Source organism: Thauera sp. SDU_THAU2 (genome assembly GCF_038260575.1).
Taxonomy (GTDB): domain Bacteria; phylum Pseudomonadota; class Gammaproteobacteria; order Burkholderiales; family Rhodocyclaceae; genus Thauera.
The window spans coordinates 1,397,356-1,423,098 of the sequence record NZ_JBBWUN010000003.1 but is presented as its reverse complement, the minus strand read 5'-3'; the positions used below and the strand labels follow the sequence as shown (position 1 = coordinate 1,423,098).

23 protein-coding genes are annotated in these 25,743 nt (G+C 67.8%); 11 read left to right on the top strand and 12 right to left on the bottom strand.

All coding sequences use genetic code 11. The annotated features are described in order from the left end of the window. Window positions 1-44: 44 nt before the first annotated feature. The 4 genes from AAFL97_RS07905 to AAFL97_RS07890 all read right to left on the bottom strand — a co-directional run bounded on the left by AAFL97_RS07905 (window position 45) and on the right by AAFL97_RS07890 (window position 6,631). The gene (locus AAFL97_RS07905) at window positions 45-3,290 is read right to left on the bottom strand and encodes an efflux RND transporter permease subunit (protein ID WP_341644443.1); all 3,246 of its coding nucleotides are present in this window, start codon (window positions 3,288-3,290) and stop codon (window positions 45-47) included. Next, entirely contained in the window at window positions 3,283-4,824 is a 1,542-nt protein-coding gene (locus AAFL97_RS07900) for an efflux RND transporter periplasmic adaptor subunit (protein ID WP_341644442.1), read from the bottom strand. Before AAFL97_RS07900 ends, AAFL97_RS07905 begins: the two co-directional genes overlap by 8 nt. After that, on the bottom strand, window positions 4,821-6,146 hold the full coding sequence (locus tag AAFL97_RS07895) for a TolC family protein (protein WP_341644441.1): 1,326 nt from the start codon (window positions 6,144-6,146) through the stop codon (window positions 4,821-4,823). The genes AAFL97_RS07900 and AAFL97_RS07895 overlap by 4 nt, the downstream gene beginning before the upstream one ends. Before the next feature lie 119 nt (window positions 6,147-6,265). Further along, window positions 6,266-6,631, bottom strand: a complete 366-nt coding sequence (locus tag AAFL97_RS07890) for a copper-binding protein (protein ID WP_341644440.1) — start codon at window positions 6,629-6,631, stop codon at window positions 6,266-6,268. Window positions 6,632-6,796: 165 nt separating this feature from the next. On the opposite strand from AAFL97_RS07890, the gene AAFL97_RS07885 reads away from it, so the two are divergent. The 3 genes from AAFL97_RS07885 to AAFL97_RS07875 are packed head-to-tail and all read left to right on the top strand — an operon-like array spanning window position 6,797 to window position 9,393. After that, window positions 6,797-7,510, top strand: a complete 714-nt coding sequence (locus AAFL97_RS07885) for a heavy metal response regulator transcription factor (protein WP_341644439.1) — start codon at window positions 6,797-6,799, stop codon at window positions 7,508-7,510. A 3-nt stretch (window positions 7,511-7,513) separates the two neighbouring features. Then, window positions 7,514-8,941 (top strand): heavy metal sensor histidine kinase, encoded by a 1,428-nt coding sequence (locus AAFL97_RS07880; RefSeq protein ID WP_341644438.1) that lies wholly within the window; start codon window positions 7,514-7,516, stop codon window positions 8,939-8,941. Continuing rightward, window positions 8,938-9,393 carry a DUF411 domain-containing protein gene (locus AAFL97_RS07875; protein ID WP_341644437.1) on the top strand — a complete coding sequence of 152 codons (456 nt, stop codon included), beginning with the start codon at window positions 8,938-8,940 and terminating at the stop codon, window positions 9,391-9,393. Before AAFL97_RS07880 ends, AAFL97_RS07875 begins: the two co-directional genes overlap by 4 nt. A 30-nt stretch (window positions 9,394-9,423) precedes the next feature. Here the strand turns inward: AAFL97_RS07875 and AAFL97_RS07870 are convergent, their stop codons facing one another. The 5 genes from AAFL97_RS07870 to AAFL97_RS07850 form a co-directional block, all read right to left on the bottom strand. Then, window positions 9,424-10,134 (bottom strand): aspartate/glutamate racemase family protein, encoded by a 711-nt coding sequence (locus AAFL97_RS07870; protein ID WP_341644436.1) that lies wholly within the window; start codon window positions 10,132-10,134, stop codon window positions 9,424-9,426. 64 nt (window positions 10,135-10,198) lie between these two features. Beyond that, on the bottom strand, window positions 10,199-10,837 hold the full coding sequence (locus tag AAFL97_RS07865) for a LysE family translocator (protein WP_341644435.1): 639 nt from the start codon (window positions 10,835-10,837) through the stop codon (window positions 10,199-10,201). A gap of 102 nt (window positions 10,838-10,939) precedes the next feature. After that, on the bottom strand, window positions 10,940-11,902 hold the full coding sequence (locus tag AAFL97_RS07860; protein ID WP_341644434.1) for a DNA-3-methyladenine glycosylase 2: 963 nt from the start codon (window positions 11,900-11,902) through the stop codon (window positions 10,940-10,942). Next, window positions 11,899-12,948 (bottom strand): RNA methyltransferase, encoded by a 1,050-nt coding sequence (locus AAFL97_RS07855; protein WP_341644433.1) that lies wholly within the window; start codon window positions 12,946-12,948, stop codon window positions 11,899-11,901. The genes AAFL97_RS07860 and AAFL97_RS07855 overlap by 4 nt, the downstream gene beginning before the upstream one ends. Window positions 12,949-12,982: 34 nt before the next feature. Then, window positions 12,983-13,591 (bottom strand): c-type cytochrome, encoded by a 609-nt coding sequence (locus AAFL97_RS07850; protein WP_341644432.1) that lies wholly within the window; start codon window positions 13,589-13,591, stop codon window positions 12,983-12,985. 182 nt (window positions 13,592-13,773) lie between these two features. Between AAFL97_RS07850 and AAFL97_RS07845 the strand changes: the two genes are divergently transcribed. The 8 genes from AAFL97_RS07845 (at window position 13,774) to AAFL97_RS07810 (ending at window position 23,889) form a co-directional block, all read left to right on the top strand. Continuing rightward, window positions 13,774-14,625, top strand: coding sequence for an AAA family ATPase (locus tag AAFL97_RS07845; protein ID WP_263460957.1), 852 nt, complete (start codon window positions 13,774-13,776; stop codon window positions 14,623-14,625). A gap of 6 nt (window positions 14,626-14,631) precedes the next feature. After that, a complete protein-coding gene (locus AAFL97_RS07840; RefSeq protein ID WP_341644431.1) occupies window positions 14,632-16,026 on the top strand; it encodes an EAL and HDOD domain-containing protein in 1,395 nt (464 codons plus the stop codon). A 13-nt stretch (window positions 16,027-16,039) separates the two neighbouring features. After that, window positions 16,040-17,218, top strand: a complete 1,179-nt coding sequence (locus AAFL97_RS07835; protein ID WP_341644430.1) for a vWA domain-containing protein — start codon at window positions 16,040-16,042, stop codon at window positions 17,216-17,218. 303 nt (window positions 17,219-17,521) lie between these two features. Further along, entirely contained in the window at window positions 17,522-19,555 is a 2,034-nt protein-coding gene (locus tag AAFL97_RS07830) for a TonB-dependent receptor plug domain-containing protein (protein ID WP_341644429.1), read from the top strand. Between the two features lie 59 nt (window positions 19,556-19,614). Continuing rightward, on the top strand, window positions 19,615-21,231 hold the full coding sequence (locus AAFL97_RS07825; protein WP_341644428.1) for a DUF2478 domain-containing protein: 1,617 nt from the start codon (window positions 19,615-19,617) through the stop codon (window positions 21,229-21,231). Beyond that, window positions 21,228-22,220, top strand: coding sequence for a FecCD family ABC transporter permease (locus AAFL97_RS07820; RefSeq protein WP_341644427.1), 993 nt, complete (start codon window positions 21,228-21,230; stop codon window positions 22,218-22,220). Before AAFL97_RS07825 ends, AAFL97_RS07820 begins: the two co-directional genes overlap by 4 nt. After that, window positions 22,217-23,014: an ABC transporter ATP-binding protein gene (locus AAFL97_RS07815; RefSeq protein WP_341644426.1), complete on the top strand. Its 798-nt coding sequence runs from the start codon at window positions 22,217-22,219 to the stop codon at window positions 23,012-23,014. Before AAFL97_RS07820 ends, AAFL97_RS07815 begins: the two co-directional genes overlap by 4 nt. Window positions 23,015-23,076: 62 nt before the next feature. Continuing rightward, window positions 23,077-23,889 carry a TOBE domain-containing protein gene (locus AAFL97_RS07810; protein WP_341644425.1) on the top strand — a complete coding sequence of 271 codons (813 nt, stop codon included), beginning with the start codon at window positions 23,077-23,079 and terminating at the stop codon, window positions 23,887-23,889. 5 nt (window positions 23,890-23,894) lie between these two features. Here AAFL97_RS07810 and AAFL97_RS07805 read toward each other — a convergent pair whose 3' ends face one another. The 3 genes from AAFL97_RS07805 to AAFL97_RS07795 form a co-directional block, all read right to left on the bottom strand. Beyond that, window positions 23,895-24,206: a type II toxin-antitoxin system RelE/ParE family toxin gene (locus tag AAFL97_RS07805; RefSeq protein ID WP_341644424.1), complete on the bottom strand. Its 312-nt coding sequence runs from the start codon at window positions 24,204-24,206 to the stop codon at window positions 23,895-23,897. Then, the gene (locus tag AAFL97_RS07800) at window positions 24,203-24,451 is read right to left on the bottom strand and encodes an antitoxin (protein ID WP_341644423.1); all 249 of its coding nucleotides are present in this window, start codon (window positions 24,449-24,451) and stop codon (window positions 24,203-24,205) included. The genes AAFL97_RS07805 and AAFL97_RS07800 overlap by 4 nt, the downstream gene beginning before the upstream one ends. Window positions 24,452-24,547: 96 nt before the next feature. Continuing rightward, a complete protein-coding gene (locus tag AAFL97_RS07795) occupies window positions 24,548-25,741 on the bottom strand; it encodes a multidrug effflux MFS transporter (RefSeq protein WP_341644422.1) in 1,194 nt (397 codons plus the stop codon). Between the last annotated feature and the right edge of the window lie 2 nt (window positions 25,742-25,743).

Genomic DNA, 25,743 nt, shown 5'->3' with positions numbered 1-25,743 from the left:
ACACCAGTAAGACAGATTCTAGTCTTGCCCTCACGTGCAATCAATCAACAAGTTCCAACGCTCCGCACCTTCCGCAGCTCCCGCTGCTTCGCCAACACAAACAACACCGGAATCACCGCCAGCGTCAGCACCGTCGATGACACCATGCCGCCCACCATCGGCGCGGCGATCCGACGCATGACCTCGCTGCCCACCCCGGTGCCCCACATCACCGGCAGCAGGCCGACGACGATGGTCAGTACCGTCATCATCTTCGGCCGCACGCGGCCTGCCGCGCCTTCCATCACCGCGGCGTGCAGTTCGGCGGCGGTGGGTTGGCGGCCTTCGGAGGCGCAGGTGGCGCACACGCGCTGCCATGCGTGGTCGAGATAGATCAGCATGATCACGCCGGTTTCAGCAGCGACGCCGGCCAGGGCGATGAAGCCGACCGCCACCGCGACGCTCATCTGATAGTCCAGCCACCACATCAGCCAGACACCGCCGATCAGCGCGAAGGGCACCGACAGCATCACGATCAGGGTTTCGGTCAGGCGGCGGAAGTTGAGGTACAGCAGCACGAAGATCAACGCCAGCGTCACCGGGCCGACGATGGCGAGCCGTTCGCCGGCGCGCTCCATGTTCTCGAACTGGCCGCTCCAGGTGGCGTAGTAGCCCGGCGGGAACTGGACCTGCTCGGCCACCGCCTGGCGGGCGCGGGCGACGAAGGCGCCGAGGTCGCTCTCGCGGGTGTCCACATAGACGTAGGCGGCCAGCATCGCGTTTTCGGTGCGCACCGACGCGGCGCCGCGGACGATGCGTACGTCGGCAAGCTGGCCGAGCGGCACCGCGCCGTTGGCCGTCGGCACCAGCACGCTGGCGGCGACGCGCTGAGGGTCCTCGCGCAGCGCGCGCGGGTAGCGCACGCTGACGTCGTAGCGCTCCAGCCCTTCCACCGTCGTCGTCACCCGCTCGCCGCCGAGCGCGGTGGCGAGCGCCTCCTGCAGGCGGTCGATGGTCAGGCCGTGGCGCGCCAGTTGGTCGCGGCGCGGTTCGATGTCGACGTAGTAGCCGCCGGCGACGCGTTCGGCGTAGGCGCTGCTGGTGCCGGGCAATGCGCGCACCACGGCTTCGACATCCTTCGCCACCCGTTCCAGGGTTTCCAGATCCTTGCCGAACACCTTGACGCCCACCGGCGTGCGGATGCCGGTCGACAGCATGTCGATGCGGGCCTTGATCGGCATCGTCCATGAATTGGCCAGGCCGGGGAATTTCAGCGCCGCATCCATCTCGGCGATCAGCACATCCACCGTCATGCCCGGGCGCCATTCGGATTCGGGCTTGAGGTTGATGACGGTCTCGAACATCTCCAGCGGCGCCGGGTCGGTCGCGGTGTTGGCGCGGCCGGCCTTGCCGTACACCGATTCGACTTCGGGGAAGGTCTTGATGATGCGGTTGGTGGTGGCGAGCAGCCGCCCGGCTTCGGTCACCGACATGCCGGGTAGCGCCGCCGGCATGTAGAAGATCGCGCCTTCGTTCAGCGTCGGCATGAACTCGCTGCCGATCTGGCGCGCGGGGATCAGCGTCACGCCCATCGCCACCAGCGCCAGCACCAGGGTCGTCAGCCTGAAGCGCATCACCAGCGCGATCAGCGGCCGGTAGGCCGCCACCAGCACGCGGTTGATCGGGTTGCGGTCCTCCGGCACGATGCGCCCGCGCACGAAAAACAGCATCAGCACCGGCACCAGCGTCACCGACAGCAGCGCCGCGCCGGCCATCGCCAGCGTCTTGGTCCACGCCAGCGGCGCGAACAGCCGGCCCTCCTGGCCTTCGAGCGTGAACACCGGCAGGAAGGACACGGTGATGATCAGCAGCGAGAAGAACAGCGCCGGGCCCACTTCGCGGCAGGCGCCGATCAGCGTCGCCCGGCGTTGTGCTTCGCTGGCGTCCGCGCCCAGCATTTCCAGCCGCTTGTGGGCATTCTCGATCATGACGATGGAGGCATCGACCATTGCGCCGATGGCGATCGCGATGCCGCCCAGGCTCATGATGTTGGAGCCGATGCCGAGCGCCTTCATGCCGATGAAGGCCACCAGGATGCCCAGCGGCAGGGTCACGATCGCCACCAGCGCGCTGCGCACATGCAGCAGGAAGACGATGCAGACTGCGGCGACGATCAGGCTTTCTTCGAACAGCGTCCAGCTCAGGGTGTCGATCGCGCGCCCGATCAGGGTCGAGCGGTCGTAGACCGGCACGATTTCCGCGCCTTCCGGCAGGCCGGCCTGGATTTCGGTGATCTTGGCCTTGACCGCGTCGATCACGTCCAGCGCATTCTCGCCGAAGCGCGCCATGACGATGCCGGATGCCACTTCGCCTTCGCCGTTCAGCTCCGCCAGGCCGCGCCGTTCGGCCGGCACCTGCTCGACGCGGCCGACGTCGGCGATGCGCACCGGCGTGCCGTTCCCGGTCTTCAGCACGATGCCGCCGATGTCCTCGATGCCGCGCAGGTAGCCGCGGCCGCGCACCATGTATTCCTTCTCGGCCAGTTCGATGATACGGCCGCCGACGTCGCGGTTCGATTCGCGGATCGCGCGCGTGACGTCGTCGAGGGCGATGCCGTAGCCCGCCAGCCGGAAAGGATCGACCGTGACCTGGTATTCGCGCACGAAGCCGCCGACGCTCGCCACCTCGGCCACGCCCTCGGCCTGGGTCAATTGGTAGCGCAGATACCAGTCCTGCAGGCTGCGCGTGTCGGCCAGCGACATGTCCTTGCCGGTGACGGCGTACTGATAGACCCAGCCCACGCCGGTCGCATCCGGCCCGATCTGCGGCGCCACGCCCTGCGGCAGCCGCGCCGCCGCGGTGCTCAGGTATTCCAGCACCCGCGAGCGCGCCCAGTAGATGTCGGTGCCGTCCTCGAAGATCACATAGACGTAGGACGCGCCGAACATCGAGAAGCCGCGCACCACCCGCGCGCGCGGCACTGCCAGCAGCGAAGTCGTCAGCGGATAGGTGACCTGGTCTTCCACCACCTGCGGCGCCTGGCCGGGGAAGTCGGTATAAACGATGACCTGCACGTCGGACAGGTCGGGCAAGGCATCGAGCGGCGTGTGCTTGATCGCGTACAATCCGCCGCCGATCAGGAACAGCGTCGCCAACAGCACCAGGAAGACGTTGCGCGCCGAGGCCTCGATCAGGCGGCCCAGCAGACCGCCTTCCGCCCGGTGGAGTTCTTCCTCCGCTCGGCGGCCTCCTTCCGTACCGCCACCGACTTCCAGACGGCTACCGGCGGAATCCCGTGCCGAATCAGTCATGGCGATGCTCCGCCGCACCCTGCGCCGGCGAGGCGCCGACCGGCTCGATGCGGGTGACGACATACTCGCCCGGCCCGCGCTCCTCGAAACGGAAGCGGATCGGCGTGCCCGATACCAGGCCATGCACGAGATCGGGTGATTCGAGGCCGAACTCCATCGTCATCGACGGCCATTTCAGCGCCGGAATCGCTTCGTGGCTCAGCATGACGCTGCCGGTCTCGGCGTCGAAATCCTCGAAGCTGCCTTCGGTGTCGTAGGCAGGCGGTGAGCCGGCCTCGCCTTCCTCAGCATCGGCGAGATTCGACAGCGCCGCGCGCAACTGGCTCTCGGAATCGATCAGGAAACTGGCGGAGACCACGACCCGTTCGCCGTCTTCCACGCCGTCGAGCACTTCGGCGAAATCGCTGCCGCGCATACCCAGGCGCACCGGCCGCGGCGCGAAGCGCCCTTCGCCGAGCGCGACCAGCACCACCTGGCGGTCGCCGTCGTCGATGATCGCCGATGCCGGCACCGCGACACGCGGCGCATCGCTGCCGGTCGAGACTTCGACGCGGGCGAACATGCCGGGCCGCAGCGCGCCGTCGGGGTTGTCCAGCTCCAGCCGCACCTGCGTGCTGCGCGTGGCCGCATCCAGCGTCGGGTACAGATAGGCGACCCGCGCCTCGAAGCTGCGGTCGGGAAAGGCGTCGAGCACGAGCTGCGCCGGCTGGCCGACCCGCAGTTGCGCAAGATCGCGCTCGAACACGTCGGCGATCACCCACACCTTGGACAGATCCGCGATGCGGAACAGCGCCTCGCCGGCGGCGAAGCGCGCGCCTTCGACTGCAGTCTTCTCGAGCACGATGCCGTTGATCGGCGCATGCAGGGTCTGGCGCACCCCTGCCTGACCGGCCACCTGCAGGTTGCGCAGGCGTGAGCGCGTCGCTTCGGCCAGGCGCGCGGCAGCTTCGGCCGCCTGCGGATCGGCGGCGCTTTCACGCTGCAGGCGCTCGGCGATGCGCAGTTCCTCGCCCGCCGACTGCAATTCTGGGCTGTAGGTGGAAAACAGCGGCTGGCCGCGGCGCACCACGTCGCCGGTCGCCCTGACGTGCAGGCGCTCGATCCAGCCGTCGAAGCGTGGCGCGACGACCGCCTGGGCGCGCTCATCGACTTCGATACGGCCGCTCGCACGCACCGGCTGCGACAGCGGCCGCCGCTCGACCATCGCGGTCTTCACCCCCAGCGTCTGCACCCGCGCCGGGCTGACTTTCACCACGCCTTCGTCGCCCGGCTCCTCGCCCGCATAGACCGGGATGTAGTCCATGCCCATCGAATCCTTCTTGGGCACCGGCGAGGTGTCAGGCAGGCCCATCGGGTTGCGGTAGTACAGGATCTGGCGCCCCTGGCCGTCCACCTGCGTTCCTGCCGCCCCACTATCGTGGTTCGTATGCCCGGCACCCTCATGCACGACCTGCCGGCTCCCCGCCCAGTAGCCGCCGCCCGCCGCCAGCGCGCCGAGCACCACCAGCGCGGCAAGCCATCCCGTCCTGTTCACTTGATCTCTCCCGACAATCTCTCGATTTCGCTCAGCGCCAGGCGGGCTTCGACTTCGGCCTGCAGCACCTGCTCGCGCACGGCGATCAACTGCCGCTCGGCCTCGAGCACGCTGTCGAAGTCCACCTGCCCGCCGGCCAGCGCGCTGCGCGCCGCGTCGCGGGTGGCGGCAGCCTGCGGCACCAAGCTGTCACGCAGCAGGCGCAAACCGTCCCGTCCGCCGGTATAGGACGCCCAGGCCGCGCCCAGCCGGCCGGCGGCTTCGTCGGCTGCCGCGTCACGCCGCGCCTCGGCGGCGGCGAGCAAACGTTCGGCTTCGTATTCGCGGGCACGCCGGCTGCCCTGCTGCAAGGGAATCGTCACCTCGAACATCAGATCCCAGGACGAACGCCCTTCGTCCGGCCGGTTGTGGGTCAGGCCGATGCCGAAGTCCGGCAGGCGGTCGCGACGGGTACGATCCCGCTCGGCATGGGCGAGGCCGACGCCTTCCGCTGCGGCCATCACAGCCGGATTGAGGCTGCGCGCACGCTCGAAGCGGTCGGCAGCGTCGCGCAGATCGGGCAAGGGGCCAGGTTCGACCGGCGCGACCAGCGGCGCGTCGGGCCGGCGCGACAGCAGGCCGTTCAGCGCCGCTACCGCGCCACTGCGGGCACGTTCGCGCGCCAGCAGCAGCAAGCGCTGCTCGGTGATCTCGCGCTGCGCGCGCAGCACCGCCTGCTGCGGCAGCAGGCCGAGGCGGTAGCGCGCCAACGCCAGGGTTTCCAGTTCCTGCATCAGCGCCAGGGCATGACGCGCCAGCCCGAGTTCGCGGTCGGCTGCGTAATAACGCAGCCAGGCCGCCTCGATCGCGGCCACGCGCTCGCTCCAGCCGGCATCGCGCGCCGCACCGGCCTGCCGTGCTCTCGCCTCGGCCGCCTTCACGTCCAGCTCGCGCTTGCCCCAGGCCGGCAGCGGCTGCACCACGCGGTAACGCGTCTCACCGACGCGCTCCGGCAGCAGCGAAGCCGAACGGCCGTTCATGGTGTTGGTGAAGTCCATCAGTTCGAGTTCGAAGCGCGGATCGGGCAAGGCCGCGGCCGCCCCGATGCGCGCCTGCGCTGCCTCGACTTCGGCGCGGTCGGCCGCATAGGCCGGGCTGTGCTCACGCGCATAGTCGATGAGCCCGCGCGGCTCCGCACCCAGGCCAGCTTCGTTTCCCGCGCCAGTGTCTGCACTCAGCGCCGCCCCCGGCAGCACAAGCACCGTCACGGCCAGGCAGGCTGTGGCGCCGGCACGCAGGCCGGCCAGGACACGGGTAAACGCAGGCTTGCGAGGCCGGTTCATTGCAGGCTCCGAACATGTTGAGCGCGGGCAGCCGGGCCGCGAGAGTCCAGGCCGCAAGGGAGCGGACAGTGCTGCAGCTCGAGCATCTGGATGAAGTCGAACCCGGACATGGCGAAACCTCAGCGCAAGGGCTCCAGCTCGATCACGACGAGCTTGCCGTCGACCTTGTCGGCGATGAAGCGCACGCGATCGCCCGCCTTCAGGCCTTCGAGCATTGCGGCATCGGTGACACCGAACACCATCGTCATCGACTGCATGTCCAGCCGCGGCAGAGGGCCGTGGGCAATCGTGATCCTGCCGCCGGAGGCATCCACCTTGCGCACCGTGCCTTCGGAATGGTCGTCTGCCTGCTCGGCGGCTGCCGCGCCGTGGCTGCCGTGGTGGTCGTGCCCGCTCTGGGCCAGCGCGACGGCGGGCGCGGCCAGGATCAGCGCCGAGGCCAGCAGGGAAATTCGAAGCGAAGGGATGCGAAGCGCCTTGTCCATGTCTCTCTCCGTTGGATTGGGGATGAGCCGATGGTGCCCCGCCGCCCCCGTCGACAAACTGACGCCAGGATTACATCTCTGTAATCTGCGGCCCGCGCGGCGCCGCACAGGGCACAATGCGCTTCAGTTCCAGCAACACGGCAAGCCCGGCTCCACCCTGACCCGATGAAGATCCTGATCGTCGAAGACGAACCCAAGACCGGCGACTACCTGCGCCAAGGTTTGGCCGAAGCAGGCTTCGTCGTCGACCTCGCACGCAACGGGCCGGATGGCCTGCACCTGGCGCTCAGCGGCGACTACGACCTGATCGTGCTCGACGTCATGCTGCCGGGGCTGGACGGCTGGGGCGTGCTGCAGACGCTGCGCAGCGGTGGGCGCGAGATGCCGGTGCTGTTCCTGACCGCGCGCGACAGCGTCGAAGACCGCGTGCGCGGCCTCGAGCTCGGCGCCGACGACTACCTGGTCAAGCCCTTCGCCTTTTCCGAACTGCTCGCCCGCGTGCGCACCCTGCTGCGCCGCAGCCGCGGCAAGGAGCCCGAAGTGCTGCGCGCCGCCGATCTCGAACTCGACCTGCTGCGCCGCCGCGCCCAGCGCGCCGGCCAGCGCATCGAGCTGACCGCCAAGGAATTCGCCCTGCTCGAACTGCTGCTGCGCCGCCGCGGCGAGGTGCTGCCGCGCTCGCTGATCGCCTCGCAGGTGTGGGACATGAACTTCGACAGCGACACCAACGTCGTCGAAGTCGCGGTACGCCGCCTGCGCGCCAAAGTGGACGACGCCTTCGAACCGAAGCTGATCCGCACCGTGCGCGGCATGGGCTACTTCTGTGACGCGGGCGACGCGGGCGAGGCCGGCGATGCGGGCACCCCGGCGGAGCGCTGAACGATGCCGCTGTCGCTGACCGCCCGCCTCGCCCTGCTGTTCGCGCTGCTCACCGCCGGCCTGCTGATCGTGGTCGGCATCCTGCTCGGGCGCGCGGTCGAACACCATTTCGACGAACTCGACGCCCACGAACTGGCGGCCAAGCTGACTCTCGTCGGCAACCTGATCCGCGAAGCCGGCACCGAGCCGGAACAACACCTCGATGCCGCCTTCGCCGGCCAGGACACCGTCGGCCTGCTGCTGCGGGCGGCCGACGGCAGCGTGCTGCACGCGATCCAGCCTCGGGCCTTCACCGACGCACAACGCGCAGGCGCCTCGCTGAACGCGCGCGGCGAAACCTGGCACGAAGCCGGACGGGAATTCATCGGCCGCGAGATCGAGCTGGCACCGGCCGACACCGGCGGCGAACCGCTGCGCGTCGCGGTGGCGCTGGACATCTCCCACCATGCGCACTTCCTCGACGACGTACGACGCGGATTGTGGCTCGGCATCTCGGCCGCGGCACTGGTCGCCGCGCTGCTCGGCTGGCTGGCCGCCCACCGCGGCCTGGCGCCGCTGCGGCGGGTGACGGGCACCGCCCGCCGGCTGTCGGCCGACGGCCTGTCGCTGCGGCTGGACGAAGCCGGCGCGCCGGCCGAAGTGCGCGACTTCGTCGACGCCTTCAACGGCATGCTGGCACGGCTCGAAGCCTCCTTCACCCGGCTGTCGGACTTCTCCGCCGACATCGCCCACGAACTGCGCACGCCGATCTCCAACCTGATGACGCAGACCGAAGTGGCGCTGTCGCGCACGCGCAGCAGCGAGGCCTACCGCGAAGTGCTGGCCTCGAACCTGGAAGAGTTCGAGCGCATCGCCCGCATGGTCGGCGACATGCTGTTCCTCGCCCAGGCCGAGAACGGCCGCCTGCCGCGCCCGGTCGAGACCGTGCAGCTCGACGACGAGGCGCGCGCACTGATCGAGTTCTACGAAGCGCTGGCCGAAGACCGCGGCGTGAACATCACGCTGGCCGGCCAGGCGCGTGTCACCGGCGACAGGCTGATGCTGCGGCGCGCACTGTCCAACCTGCTGTCGAATGCGCTGCGTCACACGCCGGCCGGCAGCAGCATCGCCATCGACATCGCTACCGACATCGGCGACACGAACGAAGCCCCCGATGGCATGGTCACGCTGTCCGTCTCCAACCCCGGCGAAACCATCCCGCCCGACCAGTTGGAGCGCATTTTCGACCGCTTCCACCGCGCCAATAGCGAACATACCCGCAAGGGCGAAGGCGCCGGCCTCGGGCTGGCGATCACCCGCTCCATCGTGCTCGCCCACGGCGGTGACATCCGCGCCGCCTCGGCCGACGGCCGGACCCGTTTCACCCTCACGCTGCCGCGCGCCACCGCGGCGGGCGGCGTCTCCCCCTCTCACACAGGAGTTGCAACATGAACCCCGTCCGTTCCTCCCTGATCGCCCTGATCGGCGCCGCCGTACTCGGCCTGGGCGCCACCGGCATCGCTGCCGCAGCCGACGACGAAGTCACGATGTTCAAGGACCCGTACTGCGGCTGTTGCGGCAAGTGGGCCGAGCACATGCGCGAACACGGCTTCAAGGTGAAGGAAGTCATCTCGCAGGAGATGGACCAGATCAAGCACCAGGCTGGCGTGCCGCGCGCGCTGGGCTCCTGCCACACCGCCAAGGTCGGCAACTACGTCGTCGAAGGCCACGTGCCGGCCGCCGACGTCAAGCGCATGCTGAGCGAAAAACCCGCCATCACCGGCATCTCGGCACCGGGCATGCCGCTGGGCTCGCCCGGCATGGAAGGCCCCTACCCGGCCGACCGTTATGATGTGGTGAGCTTCGATGCCGAGGGCAAGACGGCTGTGTTTGCCAGCCACTGAGTTCGATCACCTGCGCAGCGCGGCGGGCAATCAGGACACCAGGCCTTCCTCATCCAGGGCCTTTTCCGCCGCCGCACCCGCATGGATCGCCGTGGTGTCGAACAGCGGAACCGTCGCGTCCTGTGCTCCCACCAGCAGCGAGATCTCGGTACATCCCAGGATGATGCCTTGTGCACCGCGTTCGACGAGGCGTTCCATCACGCCCTGGTACGCCTTCCGCGAAGCGTCTTCGATACGGCCAAGGCAAAGCTCCTCGTAGATCACGCGATGCACGACGTCGACGTCATCCTGCGCGGGAATGAGCACTTCGATGCCATGGCGCTCCTCCAGGCGGCCGCGATAAAAGGCCTGCTCCATCGTGAAGCGAGTGCCGAGCAGGCCGATGCGGGACAGGCCGGCCTTGCGGATCGCCGCTGCCGTCGGGTCGGCAATGTGCAGCAGCGGAATCCTCACCGCGGCCTCGATGGCGGGGGCGACCTTGTGCATGGTGTTGGTACATAACACGATGAAATCCGCGCCGGCGCGCTCCAGTGCCTGTGCGGCATCGGCAAGCACGGCAGCGGCCGAGTCCCAGTCGCCGCCGTGCTGCAGGCGCTCGACCTCGGCGAAGTCGACGCTATACAGCACGATCTTCGCCGAGTGCAGCCCGCCCAGTCGGGCCTTCACGGCCTCGTTGATCTGGCGGTAGTAGGGAACGGTGGATTCCCAGCTCATGCCACCGAGCAGGCCGATGGTTTTCATCGGGATGGGACGGCACATGATTTCATGGCGATCGTGGCCGTGCGTATATGAACTCGATGCAGAGCTAGGCTGCTTTGCGCTGTTCGGTTGCCAGCCGGACAGCCAGTCCCGCAAGCACCGTCCCCATGACGTATCGTTGAGCAGCCAGCCAGCGAGGGCTGCGGGCGAACCATAAGGCCAGCCTGGCAGCGGACAGCGCGATGCACAGATTGACGGTGAAGCTGATGACGATCTGGGTGAGCCCCAGTTGGACACTCTGCGCCAATACCGAGCCGTGCTCCGGCGAAACGAACTGAGGGAAGATCGAAAGATAGAAGACGGCGATCTTCGGATTCAGGAGATTGGTGATGAATCCCATCAGAAACAGCTTTCTCGGCGGATCCAGCGGAAGATCACGAGCCTCGAACGGCGAGCGTGCGCCCGGCCTGACAGCTTGCCAGGCGAGATAAAGAAGATATGCCGCCCCTGCCCATTTGAGCGCTTCGTATGCGAACGGAACAGCCACGAAGAGGGCCGTCACGCCGATGGCGGCAGCAAACATGTGCACCAGGAAACCGGCAATGACGCCGAACAGTGACAACACCCCGGCCCGCTTGCCCTGACAGATGGAGCGAGAGACAAGGTAGATCATATTGGGTCCCGGCGTCAGAACCATCAGCAAGGCTGCACCGCCGAACAACAGCAGGTCGTTCAATGGAACCATGATCGTCTTTCCGTGGGTTGCGTCGCAACGATCTTACAGGGAGCGGCTGCCGCAGGCACTCCCGTTCGCCGCCGATACGTGGGGATCAAGACCGAGACCGGTTCAGCCCCCCGCCGCCGCCGTCCACAGATGCGCCGCAACCAGCGCACGCCACGGTGAGAATGCCTCCAGCCATTGCCGCGTTTCCGCCTCGCCGACCGCATCCTCCCGGCCGAGCAGCCGCCGCAGGCCACGGCGGACCGCGACGTCGCCGTGCAGCGAAGCGTCGAGCCAGCCGAAGCCGCGCAGCAAGGCGTAGTTGATCGTCCAGGGGCCGATGCCGCGGATCGTGAGCAGGCCGGCGCGGATGTCCTCGACCGGCAGGGTCCGCAGCCATTCGTCAAGCGGCAGCCGCTGTTCCAGCTCTGCGCGGGCGAGGCCGAGCAGCGCATCGGCCTTGGTCTGCGAGCAGCCTGCGGCGCGCAGCGTGGCGGCATCGAGCTGCAGCAGGCTAGCCGCGTCCGGGTAGCAGATCAGCCCCGAGGAATGGCGTCGGTCCGCTGCCTGGATCAGTCTGCGGCGCAGCGCGACCGCGGCGACCAGGCTGATCTGCTGGCCGAGGATGGCCCAACTGAGCGCTTCGAAGGGCGTCGCCACCTGTGGAATGCGCAGGCCGGCATTGCGCCGGATCAGCGGCCCCAGTTCCGGATGGCCGGCGTGGGCATGCTCGAAAGCCTCGATCGGCTGGTCGAGGCCGAGCATGTGGCGCACCAGGTCTTCGAATGCTGCCTGATCCGGATCGCCCTCCCCCATGGCTCCGCCCGTCGTGCCGGATGCGTCGTCGATGAGGCACTCGACCCGCACATGGCCGCTCCGGAGCGCCCCGCCTTCCGTGACCTCGCCCTCGAAGCGGAAGGCCATGCAGGCCGGACGCCCGGCCCAGACGAAGGCCTTGTCGAGCCCGAGTTCCGGCCCTTCGTCCAGGATGCGCTCGGCGATCTGCTGCGGGTCGCGGCGGTGAAACGCGAGCACATCCACCGTGCGGAAGCCCGCGGGCAGCGGCAGGTGGACGTTCAGCCGGGTCATGCTTCGACCCTCAGCTTGCTTATCCGCTGCTCGCGTGCAGCGAAGCCGATCCTGATCTCGCGCGCCCGCAGTTGTCCGCAGCCGGCATCCACGTCCTGCCCGGCGGAGCGCCGCAGCTTGGTCAGGATGCGGTGCTGGTGCAGCCAGCGGGCGATCCCGGCGGCCTTTTCCCAGCTCGGCCGCCGGAAATTCAGGCCTTCCACGGCATTGAACGGGATCATGTTCATCACCGCGTACTTGCCTTGCAGCAGGCGGACGATGCCTTCGAGTTCCTCGGCGCCGTCATTGATGCCGTCGATCAGCGTCCATTGGTACTGGATCGGGTAACCGGTGGCGCGTGCATAGGCTTCGCCACGCTCGACCAGTTCTTCCGGCGTCATGCGCGGCGCGCGCGGCAGCAGGCTGGTCCGCAGCTCGGCGCGGGTGGTGTGCAGCGACAGTGCCAGCGCGGGCTTGACCCGCATCTGCGGCAGGCGCTCGAACATGCGCGGATCGCCGACGGTGGAGAACACCAGGTTCTTGTGCGGGATCGCGCCGTCGGTGCCCAGGGCCTCGATCGCCTCGACGACGTTGTCGAGGTTGTGGGCCGGCTCGCCCATGCCCATGAACACCACTTTGTGCACCCGGCGCAGGCTGCGTGCCAGCGCCACCTGGGCGACGATCTCGGCGCTGCCGAGCTGGCGCAGCAGGCCGTCCTTGCCGGTCATGCAGAACACACAGCCCACCGCACAGCCGACCTGGGTGGACACGCACAGCCCGTCGCGCGGCAGCAGCACGCTTTCCACGGTCTGGCCGTCGGCCAGTTCGACCAGCAGGCGCGAGGAGCCGTCCTCGCCCGGATGCTGTGGACGCAGGTGCGCCAGGCTTGCGAGCCTGGCGGCGATGTCCGGCAAGGCCTGGCGCACGGCCAGCGGCAGGAAGTGTTCGGGCGGACACGGGCCGCCGTCGAGCGGCTGGCCTTGCAGCCAGGCCCGCATCAGGCGGTCTTCGTGGCAGGGTTTGGCGCCCAGCTCCCGCAGGCTGGCGCGAAGGTCTTCGATACGCATGGAGCCGGCATGCTAGCACCGGCAGGCAGCGCCGTCAGCGCTTCGTATATAGCCCCTGCTGGGCGCCGAACCAGGCGGCGAGATCGGCCATGTCCTGCTTCGACAGGGCTTCGACCTGCACGGCCATGATCGGGTCCTTGCGCCGGCCCGCCTTGTAGTCGAGCAGCGCCTGCAGCAGATACTCGGGATGCTGCCCGCCGATGCGCGGGAAGGTCGGCAACGGGCTGTTGCCGTCGGGGCCGTGACAGGCGGCGCAGACCTCCGCCTTTTCCTTGCCGCGTTGCGGGCTGCCGCTCACCTGCGCCGGCGCGGCGGCGGATTCGGCAGGCATCGCGCCGTAGTAGGCGGCGAGGTCGGCCATGTCCTGCTCGGACAGGCCGCCGGCAATGCTCTGCATCGTGGGGTGGCTGCGATCACCCGACTTGTACACCTGCAATGCGGCCATGATGTATTCCGGATGCTGGCCGCCCAGTTTGGGGACCGGATATACCGTGGGGAAAGCGGTGCGGTAGCCGTCGATGCCATGACAGCCGATGCACATGGAGATCTTGCCCTTGGCCGCCTCTGCATCGCCTTCGACCGCCGCTGCAGGCACGGCACCGAGCGCGAACGCCAGGCCGCAAACCAGATATCGTCTCCGCATGTCGAGCCCTCCGTCGGGGTGCTGCACAAGCCGTTTCCGGTCGTCCCCATCCAATCCTGCATGGTGCCTGCAGGACTGGAATGCGGCCCGGGGGAGAAACACACCCCGGGGCTGCGGACGCGCCGCCGGTTTTTCGTAACGCTAGTCTTATAATCGCCAGGGAATAATCAGAGGAATCCCGCATGTCCACGTTGCGCTTCGAAGGTACCCGCGATTACGTCGCCACGCCCGACCTGATGCTGGCGGTCAACGCCGCCATCCGCCTGCAACGGCCGCTGCTGATCAAGGGCGAGCCCGGCACCGGCAAGACCATGCTGGCAGAGGAAGTCGCCGCCGCGCTCGGGCTGCCGCTGCTGCAGTGGCACATCAAATCCACCACCAAGGCCCAGCAGGGCTTGTACGAATACGATGCGGTGTCGCGCCTGCGCGACTCGCAGTTGGGCGACGACCGCGTCAAGGACATCGCCAACTACATCGTCAAGGGCGTGCTGTGGCAGGCCTTCGAGGCCGAGCAGCAGACCGTGGTGCTGATCGACGAGATCGACAAGGCCGACATCGAATTCCCCAACGATCTGCTGCGCGAGCTCGATCGCATGGAGTTTCATGTGTACGAAACGCGGCAGACGGTGCGTGCGCGCAACCGCCCCATCGTCTTCATCACCTCGAACAACGAGAAGGAACTGCCCGACGCCTTCCTGCGCCGCTGCTTCTTCCACTACATCCGCTTCCCCGACCGCGACACGATGCAGCGCATCGTCGATGTGCATTTCCCCGCCCTCCGCAAGCAGTTGCTGAGCGAGGCGCTGGAAGTCTTCTTCGGCCTGCGCGACATTCCCGGGCTGAAGAAGAAGCCCTCGACCTCCGAGCTGATCGACTGGCTCAAGCTGCTCGTTGCCGAGGACATCCCGCCCGAAGCCCTGCGCAGCCAGGACGGCAAGACCGTGGTGCCGCCGCTGCATGGCGCGCTGCTGAAGAACGAGCAGGACATGCACCTGTTCGAGCGCCTGGTGATGATGGCGCGCAACAACCGCTGACATCGCATGTTCAAGGCCCTCCTCGACTGGCTGTTCGGACGCCGTCCCACCGCCGCCCGGAGCACCGCGCCGGCGGCCGCGCGGCAGGACTTCGAGCAGCTCAACCGCAACGCGCCGCTGCGCGAAGCGGCCGGCGGCGACGCCCACGGCGAGGACGGCACCGCCACCGTGACCTACCTGTGCCGCGAAGCGGTACTGGGGCGCGACCAGCGCATCGCCGGCTACCAGTTCATGCTGCACGAAGGCACGCGCAACCGCATCCGCCACAGCAGCCGGCGGATACACCACCTCTACGCCGAGGTGCTGGTACGCAACCTCGTCACTGCCGACATCGGCCGGCTGCTGGGCCACCGCCTGGCCTTCATCGAGCTACCCGACTCCTTCCTGTCCCACCCCTGCCTGGCCGAGCTGCCGGCACGGAACATCGTCCTCATCCCGATGCCCCACGCCGAAGCCGGCGGTCCCGCAGTCGACACGCTGGGCAGCGCGATGGCGCAACTGCACCAGGCGGGTTTCCGCTTCGGCCTGCCCGACCCGATGATCTTCAGCGAGTTCGTGCCGCTGCTGCCGCAGGCGGACGTGATCGTGCTGCGCGCGCCCACCCTGGACGCACGCCGCGGCCTGCAGCTCGGCCAGATGCTCGCCGACGCCGCGCCACAGGCACGCCTGCTGGTCCGCGACCTGCCTTCGCTGGAGGATTTCCGCTTTGCCTTCAAGCTGGGCGCGAACCTGTTCCAGGGGCCGTTCATCACCAGCCGCGAAGACTGGAGCGAGCACGAACTCGGGCCGAACACCGCACGCATCGCCGCGCTGATCGGCCGCCTGCGCCTGGACGGCGACACCCGCGAGATCGCCGCGATGCTCAAGCAGGACGGCGCCCTGTCGCTGCGCCTGCTGCGCTACGTCAATTCGGTGGCCGGCCCCCACGTCGAACCCATCTCCTCGATCGAGCACACCCTGGTGATGCTCGGCCACGACCGCCTGTATCGCTGGCTGGTGCTGCTCGCCTGCAGCACCGACGGCAGCCAGGGCCGCGCCGCCGCCGCGCTCGAAACCGCGCTGGTGCGCGCGCGCATGATGGAGCTGCTGGCCGAGAACCAGCCGGTGGCACAGCGCGAATCGCTCTTCCTGGTCGGCCTGCTGTCGCTCGCCGACGTGATCATGCAGGTGCCGCTGGAGAAAGCCTTGGCGCCGCTGGCGCTGGCGCCCGAAGTGGAGGCGGCGCTGCGCGACGGTCAAGGGCCGCTGCACCCGCTGCTCGAGCTCGCGATCGCCTGCGAGCACGGCAACGCCGACAACGAAGGGCTCCAGGCCGTCGCCGAACGCTGCGGCATCACGCCCAGGCAGGCCTCCCGCTGCCACATCCAGGCCTTGCTGTGGGCGATGGACATCCAGCAGTGAACAGGACGCGACGATGCTGATCGACTTCTTCCTGCACCTGAAGGCACACAAGCTGCCCGTCTCCACGCGCGAGTTCCTGACCCTGCTCGAAGGCCTGCGCGACCACGTCTGCGGCCCCTCGATCGACGATTTCTACGTCTTCTCGCGCGCCTGCCTGATCAAGGACGAATCGCTCTACGACCGCTTCGACCAGGCTTTCGGCGCCTACTTCAAGGGCGTCAGCGAAATTCCCGGCCTGGAAGCCGAGCTGCCCGAGGAATGGCTGCGCGCGATGGCGAAGAAGCACCTGACGCCCGCAGAGCGCGCCCGGCTCGAAAAGCTCGGCTGGGACAAGCTGATGGACGAGTTCCGCAAGCGCCTGGCCGAACAGAAAGGCCGCCACCAGGGCGGCAGCAAGTGGGTCGGCACCGGCGGCAGCTCGCCCTTCGGCAACAGCGGCACCCACCCCGAAGGCATCCGCGTCGGCGGCGAATCCGCCGGCAACCGCACCGCGGTCAAGGTGTGGGACAAGCGTGAATTCCGCAACCTCGACGACTCGGTCGAACTGGGCACGCGCAACATCAAGGTCGCGCTGCGCCGGCTGCGCCGCTTCGCCCGCGAAGGCGCGGCCGAAGAGCTCGACCTCGGCGGCACCATCGCCGCCACCGCGCGCAACGCCGGCTGGCTCGACCTGCTGATGCGCCCCGAGCGCCACAACGCGGTCAAGGTGCTGCTCTTCCTCGACGTCGGCGGCTCGATGGACGACCACGTCAAGGTCTGCGAGGAACTCTTCTCCGCCTGCCGGCTGGAATTCAAGCACCTCGAGTACTTCTACTTCCACAACTGCGTGTATGAAGGCGTGTGGCGCGACAACCGCCGCCGCTTCAGCGAGCGCACCCAGCTGCTCGACCTCATCCACAAGTACGGCCCGGACTACAAGCTGATCTTCGTCGGCGACGCCACCATGAGCCCCTACGAGATCCTGCACCCGCACGGCTCGATCGAGCACATGAACAGCGAAGCCGGCGCCACCTGGCTGCGCCGCCTGCTCGACGCCTACCCCGCCGCCGCCTGGCTCAACCCGGAGCCGGAGCGCCTGTGGGAATACCGCCAGTCGATCGGCATCGTGCGCCAGATCATGGGCGAGCGCATGTACCCGTTGACGCTGGATGGCCTGGCGCGCGCGATGCAGGGGCTGTCGCGCAAGACCTAGGCCGGCTGGGGATCAGCGCAATGGCGCTCACCACCGACGACATCGAATCGCCCGCACTGCAAGTGCCTCCTCGCCTGCGGCCCCCAAGCGGGCTGGCTTTGAATTCGTTATATACAAGCGTATATTTCAATTCTTGACAGAATGTTGCGAAAGCCGGCAGCCAGCCGCTTTCATGCAGCCGGTATCGGCCGTGGATCGTTAACCTGCCCGCGGCCCGGTACGAAGCGCCGCCATGAGCGCCATTTTTTTGCCAATCGTTATATACGGTTGAATATTTCGATTCATCAGGGGAGAGTCCGGGTCATGAGAAAAAAGCTGTTGTGCTGTTCGATCGCGATGTGTTTCCCACTGGCCGTTCCCAGCGCCGTGCAGGCCGCGCAGGACGAGAGCGTGTTCACGCTGGGCCAGATCACCGTCACCGGGCGCGCCGATGACGCCAGCCAGGCGGTCGGTACCAGCACCATCGGCCGCGAGCAGATGGACGAGTTCGGCCGCGAGGACCTGCTCGGCGCCCTCGACCTGCTGCCGGGCGTCAGCACCTCGCCGGGCAGCGGCTCGCGCAACGAAGGCAACTTCCGCATCCGCGGCTACGACGCCTGGCGCGTGCCGCTGATGATGGACGGCATCCGGCTCTACCTGCCCTACGACAACCGCATCGACATCAGCCGCTTCCTGACGCCGGATCTGTCCGAGATCCAGGTCTCGAAAGGCTATGTCTCGGTGCTGAACGGGCCGGGCGGCATGGGCGGTGCGATCAACCTGGTGACGCGCAAGCCGGTGAAGTCCTTCGAAGCCGAAGGCCGGGTGTCGATGCTGATGGGCGAAGGCGGCCAGCGCGGCGGCATGACCTACTACGCCAACGTCGGCGGCAAACAGCAGGACTGGTACTGGCAGGCCAGCTTCGAGCAGCGCGACATCGACCATTGGCGCATGTCGCGCGACTACAAGTCGACCAGCATGGAAAACGGCGGCAACCGCAACCGTTCCGACTCGGACGACAAGCGCTTGAACCTGAAGCTGGGCTACACCCCCAATGCCACCGACGAATACTCGATCAACTTCGTCAAGCAGGAAGGCGAGAAGACCGCGATCCTGAGCACCCGCCCGGGCAACCGCGACCGCGACTGGGACTGGCCGAAGTGGGACGTCTGGAGCCTGTACTGGTTGTCGCACACCCAGCTGTCCGACACCACCTACCTGAAGACCAAGGCGTATTACAACCAGTTCGACAACGAACTGATGATGCACAACTTCGATACGCTCAGCACCTACGATGACACCTCGTACGGCATCTCGCTGGAAGCCGGCACGACCTACTTCGCCCGCAACACGCTGAAGGCCGCGGTGCATTACCGCAACGACAAGCACACCGGCTGGAACAAGGAATACTCGCCCTTCTTCGTCGAGCCCAAGCAGGACGCCGAGGAGGAAACCTGGTCCTTCGGTCTGGAAAACACCTTCCACGCCACCTCCCGGCTCGACCTGATCGCCGGTATCAGCTACGACACCCGCGATACCAAGAAGGTGGAGCAATTCAGCAAGGGCCAGAACCCGGAGTTCTTCGAGTACGACACCAAGGACAAGTCGGCCTGGAACTACCAGGGCGCGGTGGTCTACCGCTACAGCGACACCGGCAAGCTGAATTTCTCGGCCTCGCGCCGAGTCAGCATGCCGACGATGTTCCACCGCTTCAGCTCTCGCTTCGGCGGCGCCACCTCGAACCCCGGCCTGAAGCCGGAGAAGGCGATGAACTTCGAACTGGCACTGTCCGACAAGATCGGCGACAACTGGTTTGGCGAGATCGCCTTCTTCCACAACAAGATCGACGACCTGATGCAAGGCGTGGACGTCGAATTTCCGGCAGGCTCGGGCCGCTTCTACTCGCAGAACCAGAACGTCGGCAAGGGCACCTTCAAGGGCGTCGAACTGTCGCTCAACGGCTTCATCAACCCGACCCTGGAAGTCGGTGGCAACTACACCTACACCCACAGCGACATCGACCTGGCGCAGACGGCAAGCAGCAGCACGCTGACCCGCAACGAGATTCCGCGCCATGCCGGCATGGTGTATGCCAAGTGGACGCCGACGGCCAAGCTCAGCGTGATGCCCTACATCGAGTCGGCAAGCAGCCGCTGGTCGCCCAACATCATGAGCGGCAACCCGGACGTGAGGACGGGCTCCTATACGCTGGCGAACCTCAGGGTCGGCTACCAGGTGACGTCCGATCTCGACGTGTCGCTGACCGCACGCAATCTGTTCGACAAGAACTACGAGCTGAAGCACAGCTACCCGGAAGAAGGCCGCAACTTCATGCTGACCGCGCGCATCCGCTACTGATGGCTTCCGGGCGGCCCGGCTTCGATGCCTGGCTGCCCGGCTGCCTGCGAGGACATCCCATGACAGCCTCCACGACTCCCACTTCAGGCGCACGCCGGCCCGCTCCGCTGGCGGCGGCGATCGTCCACAAGCGCGGCGACCGGGCCGACGAGTTGCTGGCGCGTTTTGCGCTCGATCTGCGCGACTCGGGCTGGCGGGTACATGGCATCGTCCAGCGCAGTTGCGGGTCGCGCAAGGCACATGCCGCGCTGGTCGAGCTCGACACCGGCCTGCACATTCCGCTTTACCACCACACCGGCCGCTGGCCGCTGCCGTGCAGCCCCGAACCGGACGGCATCACCGCCGCCAGCCTCGCGCTCCGCACTGCACGCGAAGCTGAAAGCGACCTCGCGGTGGCCAACCGCTTCGGCACGCTGGAAGCGCTCGGCGGCGGGCTTGCACCCGAGATGCTGGCGCTGATGAACTCGAGGCAGCCCTTGCTGACGGTGGTCAGCAAGACCTACCTGACCGACTGGCGGGAGTTCACCGGCGGACAGGCAGCCGAACTGCCCCCACCCGCGCTGCGCTGGACGAATGGTTCGTCGGCATCGCCTATGCGAGGCGCGCAGCCTGAGCTTGCGGATGGCCGGTCGATGAAACGCAGATCCTTCCTGGCGCTCGCCGCCAGCGCCCCTTTCCTGCCGCTCGGCGCACTGCTGCCGGGCACCGCCGCGGCACGCCCGGCTGCGGTCGACGGCATCTACGTTTTCGGCGAGCCGCCCGCGCCCGAGCGCATCCGCAAAGTGTTCGTTGCCGGACGCCCGGCCTCGGTGCTCGTCCATACCCTGGTGCCGGACAAGCAGATGGGCTGGCCCGGGACGATGTCCGAGCAGGCACTCGCCCTGCTCGCCCCGCAATACCGCACACTGCCGGCGCTGGGCCAATTGACCGGACGCGGCAGCACGGTGCCGATCGAGCGGCTGGTGGCACTGGCGCCGGACGTCATCGTCGATGCCGGCATGGTGAACGAGCACATCCTTTCGCTCGCCGAACGCGTCCATCAGCAGACCGGCATCCCCTACATGCTGGTCGACGGACGGCTGCGCGACAGCGCCCGCCAACTGCGCCACACGGGCCGGCTGCTCGGCGCCGGCGAACGCGCAGAAACGCTCGCCCGCCATGCCGAAGCGGTGCTGACCGCCTGCCCGCCGGCCGGCATGCAGGACAGCCCCAAGGTCTATATGGCGCGCGGCAACGACGGCCTGGAGACGCCGCTGCCCGGCTCGGTCAACGGCGAGATCATCGAAGCAGCCTGCGCGGTGAATGCCGCCAACGACGGCAACACCCGCAGCGGCAACCTCGCACGGGTGTCGCTGGAACAACTGCTGGCCTGGAAGCCCGACTTCATCGTCACCCAGTTCACCGAATTCGCCGCCCTGGCCCGCCGCGACCCCACCTGGAACACCCTGCCGGCCGTGCGCGAGGGCCGCCTGTTCCTCGCCCCCGGCCAGCCCTTCGGCTGGCTGGACGTCCCACCCAGCGTCAACCGCCTGCTCGGCGTGCGCTGGCTGCGCGAAGTGCTGCGCAACGGCGGGCCGACGACGGACTGGATCGATGAAGCCGAGGAATTCCACCGCCTGTTCTACGGCCACGTGCCTCCGCGCGAACTGCTCGAGCGCGCCATCGCCCCCGCATGAGCGCTCGCGACCTGCACCCGCTGGTACTGATCCTGCCAGTGCTGCTGGTGACGATGGTCGCGCTGGTGTCCGGCGCCTATCCGCTTGCCCTGGCCGATGCACTCGCGGCACTGCTGGCCGGTCCGGCGGGCGGCGATGAAGCCGGCATCGTAGTCTGGAATCTGCGCATGCCGCGCATCCTCGCCGGGCTGCTGGTCGGCATGGCGCTGTCGGTGGCGGGCGCCGCCTATCAGGGCATGTTCCGCAATCCGCTGGTGTCGCCGGACATTCTCGGCGTGTCGGCCGGCGCCGGCGCCGGCGCATCCATCGGCATCCTGCTCGGCCTGCCGATCATCGCGGTGCAGGCAGCGGCCTTCGGTGGTGGTCTGCTGGCGGTCGGCAGCGTCTATGCCGTGGCCAGCCGCATCCGCTACCGCGACCCGGTGCTCGTGCTGGTACTGGCGGGCGTCGCCGTGGGCACGCTGTTCGGCGCCGCGATCTCGCTCACCAAGGTACTGGCCGACCCGAGCACCGAACTGGCTTCGATCACCTTCTGGCTGCTGGGCGGGCTGAACGCGGTGAGCACCGACGACCTCGCCGTCGTCGCACCGCTGATCCTGTGCGGCCTGGTGCCGATGTGGCTGCTGCGCTGGCGCATCAACCTGCTGACACTGAGCGACGACGAATCGGCCAGCATGGGCATCAACGTCGTCCGCCTGCGCCTCGCGCTGATCGCCTGCGCCACGCTGATGACCGCGGCGGCGGTGTCCATCGCCGGCATCATCGGCTGGATCGGCCTCGTCGTGCCGCACGCCGCACGGCTGCTGGTCGGCCCCGAATTCTCCCGCCTGCTGCCCGCCACCGCGCTGCTCGGCGGCGCCTTCCTGGTCGCGGCGGACACGCTCGCACGCTCGGCCGCCAGCATCGAGCTGCCGCTCGGCATCCTCACCGCGCTGGTCGGCGCGCCGGTGTTCCTGTGGCTGCTGGCACGAAGCGGCAGGCAGGCATGAGCGGCACGGCATTCGGCGCCATGACGGCGGATCGGCACCCGCAAGACAATGGACCGGTGCTGGAGGCTCGCGGCCTCGCCATCGGCCATCACCGCAAGCGCATCGGCGAGGACATCGAGCTGCAGCTTCACCGCGGCGAAGTGCTGTGCCTGCTCGGCCCCAACGGCAGCGGCAAGACCACGCTGTTCCGCACCCTGCTCGGCCTGCTGCCGGCACTGGACGGCAGCGTCCTCATCGGCGGCAAACCGCTGCCCGACTGGCCGCGCAAGGCACTGGCGCGCTTGATCGCCTACGTGCCGCAGAGCCAGGCCGTGCCCTTCCCCTTCACCGTGGCGCAGATGGTGCTGATGGGACGCACGGTGCATATCAGCCCCTTCGCCCAGCCCTCGGCGCACGATCGCCACGTCGCCGCCGACGCACTCGAGGCGCTCGGCATCGCCCATCTGTCGGCACGCTCCTGCATGGAGGTGTCCGGCGGCGAACGCCAGCTCGCGCTGGTGGCGCGTGCGCTGGCGCAGGAAGCCCGGGTGCTGATCCTCGACGAACCGACTTCCAGCCTCGATTTCGGCAACCAGTTGCGCGTGCTGGAGCGCATCGCAGCGCTCGGCGAGCGCGGCATCGCGGTGCTGATGTCGACCCACCAGCCCGAACATGCGCTGCGCGTCGCCGACCGCGTCGCCTTCCTGAAAGCCGGCCGCATCGTGCGCAGCGGCGGGCGCGAGATCATCGATGCCGGCTCGCTGGCGGAGCTTTACGGCGTCGATGAGCGCCTGATCGCCGCGGGCTCCGCCTAGCCTGTCCGCACTGCAGCCGGTATGCTTCGCCCGTTTCGAACACGAAGAGGCGATGCCGGCGCATGAAAACCGACAACAAGGGCATCGAGCTGCAGGGCGCGATCTGGATGACGGTCGACGGCGCCAATCTCGGCGGCCCTGGCCGCATCGAGCTGCTATCGAAGATCGCCGAGTGCGGCTCCATCACCGGCGCGGCCAAGGCCATCGGCATGAGCTACAAGGCCGCCTGGGACGCCATCGACGCGATGAACAACCTCGCCGGCGAGCCGCTGGTCGAGCGCCAGACCGGTGGCAAGGGCGGCGGCGGCACCAGATTGACCCGCCGCGCCGAACAACTGGTGGCGAACTTCCGCCTCATCGCCCAGGAGCATCGCCGCTTCGTCGAACAACTCAGCCGGCAGGCCGAAGGCATTGCCGACGATTACCTATTGATCAGGAGAATGAACATGAAGACCAGCGCACGCAACGAATTCCTCGGCACCGTCCGCGAACTGAAGCGCGGCGCGGTGAATGACGAGATCGAACTCGAAGTGACCGGGGGCCACCGCCTCGTCGCCATCGTCACCCACGAGAGCAGCGAAAACCTGGGCCTCAAGCCGGGCGCGGAAGCCTTCGCGCTGATCAAGGCCTCGTCGATCATCGTCGTCACCGATGAAGCCGGCGCCCGCTTCTCGGCCCGCAACCGCCTCGCCGGCACGGTGTCGCGCGTGCAGCCGGGCGCGGTCAACACCGAAGTCGTCATCGATTTGCCCGGCGGCGGCAGTGTCGCCGCCATCGTCACCAACGAGAGCGCCACCAATCTCGGCCTCGCCACCGGCAAGCCGGCCACGGCGATCTTCAAGGCATCGAGCGTGATCGTCGGCGTGCCTGCGTAGGCGACTCAGCGCAGTCTGGCCTTGATCCGCGCCATCAGATCCATCCGTTCATGCAGGATGGCGAGGATCAAGGCCGGATGATCTCCACGCCATATACCGAAGATGTAATGGCTTCCCACCGCCTTGACGCGCAAGCCGTCCAGCACCTCACCCCAATCCTTGAACGGGCCTTGACCTGCGGCAAGAGCAGCTACCGCATCGTCGATCTGCCGGGCATAGGCCCGGGCCTGAGCCGCACCCCATTGCCGGGTGGTGTAGTTCAGGATTTGTCGCAGGTCAGTTGCTGCTTCCTGCGAGTAAATATAAGGGCGCGTCACACCTCACCGATTTCGCGAATGACTTCTTCGGCAATTTCAACGGCATTCAAGGTCGTGACTTCGCCTTTCTCGGCCGCGGCCAAGCGTTTTCGCAACATGGCCTGGAGTTCCTGCATGGCCAGTTCCTCATCCGAGGGAAAAAGTCTTTCAAGCGCATATTGCTTGATGGTTTTGCCTTCCAGCGCAGCCATGGCCTTGAGCGCCTGGTGCTGCTGTTCGGTGACGTCGATGGTAAGGCGGCTCATGGTCCCAGCTCCACGTAGATGGATTCAGGTCTGAAGTTTTGCACAAATGTGGGTTTGTGGGGAGCAGATCGATGAATGGGTGCGCTTGCTTCGCCCTCAAGCCGTGCTGCCGCGCCCGCGCAGCAGCAAGGCCCACATCGCCAGGCTGAACAGCATGCCGCCCGCCACCGTCAGCGCCAGCGGCGTTGCGCTGGCCTGCACGCTGTGGCCGACGATCATGCCGGCGCCGGCGCCCAGCCCCATCTGCGCGAAACCCATCATCGACGCCGCCGCACCCGCCATCTTCGGGTAGCCCGCCAGGGCCAGCGCGGTGGCGTTCGGCAGCAGCAGGCCGACCGCCATCGTCACGCCCCACATCGGCCCCATCACCGCCGCCGGATGATGCACGCCGGCCAGCGCCAGCCCGGCCAGCAGCAGGCCGCTGGCCGCACCCAGGTAGACGCCGCTGCGGATCAGCCAGTCCGCACCCAACCGCCGCGTCAGGCGCGCCGACAGCACGCTGCCGACGATGAAGCCGGTGACGTTGGCGCCGAAGGCCAGGCCCATCTGCTGCGGCGACATGCCGTACAGATCGATATAAACGAAAGGCGAACCGGAGATGAAGGCGAACAGCGCCGCGAAGGCGCCGCAGCCGGTCAGCAGCGCGCCGCGATAGGTACGGTCGGCCAGCAGCACGCCGTAGTTCGACAACATGCGCGAGGGGCGGATCGCGTGCGGGTCGGGATGGCGGTTGGTCTCCTTCAGCACCGACCACACCATGAAGCCGAGCGCCAGCCCGTACAGCGTCAGCACGACGAAAGTCGAGCGCCAGCCGAGATGGGCACTGAGCCAGCCGCCGAAGATCGGCGCCACCAGCGGCGCCAGCGCCGTCGCCGTCGACACGTGCGACAGCACCCGCGCCGCCTCGTGCGGACCATAGACGTCACGCACCACCGCGCGCCCCAGCACCGGGCCGACGCAGGCGCCGAAAGCCTGTGCCAGCCGCGCCAGGATCAGGGTCTCGATCGTCGGCGCCAGCGCGCAGGCCGCCGACGACAACACGAACGCCGCCGAGCCCCACAGCATCACCGGCCGCCGGCCGAAGCGGTCCGACAACGGGCCGATCAGCAACTGCCCCAGACCGAAACCGAGCAGATAGACCGACAGCGTCAATTGCGCGCCGGCGGTGTCCGTGCCCAGCGCACGCGCGATCGCGGGCAGGGCCGGCAGGTAGAAATCGGTCGACAAGGGGCCGACCGAGGTCAGCGCGACGATCAGGACGGCAAGCAGGACGCTATGTTGTACGGGCATCG

What these genes read in the sequence shown, in the direction of transcription:
- AAFL97_RS07815 (WP_341644426.1), top strand. Translation starts at nt 22,217, where the DNA reads ATGAGCGGCACGGCATTCGGCGCCATGACGGCGGATCGGCACCCGCAA.
- AAFL97_RS07800 (WP_341644423.1), bottom strand. Translation starts at nt 24,451, where the DNA reads ATGAGCCGCCTTACCATCGACGTCACCGAACAGCAGCACCAGGCGCTC.
- AAFL97_RS07865 (WP_341644435.1), bottom strand. Translation starts at nt 10,837, where the DNA reads ATGGTTCCATTGAACGACCTGCTGTTGTTCGGCGGTGCAGCCTTGCTG.
- AAFL97_RS07845 (WP_263460957.1), top strand. Translation starts at nt 13,774, where the DNA reads ATGTCCACGTTGCGCTTCGAAGGTACCCGCGATTACGTCGCCACGCCC.
- AAFL97_RS07855 (WP_341644433.1), bottom strand. Translation starts at nt 12,948, where the DNA reads ATGCGTATCGAAGACCTTCGCGCCAGCCTGCGGGAGCTGGGCGCCAAA.
- AAFL97_RS07895 (WP_341644441.1), bottom strand. Translation starts at nt 6,146, where the DNA reads ATGAACCGGCCTCGCAAGCCTGCGTTTACCCGTGTCCTGGCCGGCCTG.
- AAFL97_RS07830 (WP_341644429.1), top strand. Translation starts at nt 17,522, where the DNA reads ATGAGAAAAAAGCTGTTGTGCTGTTCGATCGCGATGTGTTTCCCACTG.
- AAFL97_RS07905 (WP_341644443.1), bottom strand. Translation starts at nt 3,290, where the DNA reads ATGACTGATTCGGCACGGGATTCCGCCGGTAGCCGTCTGGAAGTCGGT.
- AAFL97_RS07825 (WP_341644428.1), top strand. Translation starts at nt 19,615, where the DNA reads ATGACAGCCTCCACGACTCCCACTTCAGGCGCACGCCGGCCCGCTCCG.
- AAFL97_RS07890 (WP_341644440.1), bottom strand. Translation starts at nt 6,631, where the DNA reads ATGGACAAGGCGCTTCGCATCCCTTCGCTTCGAATTTCCCTGCTGGCC.
- AAFL97_RS07850 (WP_341644432.1), bottom strand. Translation starts at nt 13,591, where the DNA reads ATGCGGAGACGATATCTGGTTTGCGGCCTGGCGTTCGCGCTCGGTGCC.
- AAFL97_RS07840 (WP_341644431.1), top strand. Translation starts at nt 14,632, where the DNA reads ATGTTCAAGGCCCTCCTCGACTGGCTGTTCGGACGCCGTCCCACCGCC.
- AAFL97_RS07870 (WP_341644436.1), bottom strand. Translation starts at nt 10,134, where the DNA reads ATGAAAACCATCGGCCTGCTCGGTGGCATGAGCTGGGAATCCACCGTT.
- AAFL97_RS07880 (WP_341644438.1), top strand. Translation starts at nt 7,514, where the DNA reads ATGCCGCTGTCGCTGACCGCCCGCCTCGCCCTGCTGTTCGCGCTGCTC.
- AAFL97_RS07885 (WP_341644439.1), top strand. Translation starts at nt 6,797, where the DNA reads ATGAAGATCCTGATCGTCGAAGACGAACCCAAGACCGGCGACTACCTG.
- AAFL97_RS07810 (WP_341644425.1), top strand. Translation starts at nt 23,077, where the DNA reads ATGAAAACCGACAACAAGGGCATCGAGCTGCAGGGCGCGATCTGGATG.
- AAFL97_RS07820 (WP_341644427.1), top strand. Translation starts at nt 21,228, where the DNA reads ATGAGCGCTCGCGACCTGCACCCGCTGGTACTGATCCTGCCAGTGCTG.
- AAFL97_RS07875 (WP_341644437.1), top strand. Translation starts at nt 8,938, where the DNA reads ATGAACCCCGTCCGTTCCTCCCTGATCGCCCTGATCGGCGCCGCCGTA.
- AAFL97_RS07860 (WP_341644434.1), bottom strand. Translation starts at nt 11,902, where the DNA reads ATGACCCGGCTGAACGTCCACCTGCCGCTGCCCGCGGGCTTCCGCACG.
- AAFL97_RS07795 (WP_341644422.1), bottom strand. Translation starts at nt 25,741, where the DNA reads ATGCCCGTACAACATAGCGTCCTGCTTGCCGTCCTGATCGTCGCGCTG.
- AAFL97_RS07835 (WP_341644430.1), top strand. Translation starts at nt 16,040, where the DNA reads ATGCTGATCGACTTCTTCCTGCACCTGAAGGCACACAAGCTGCCCGTC.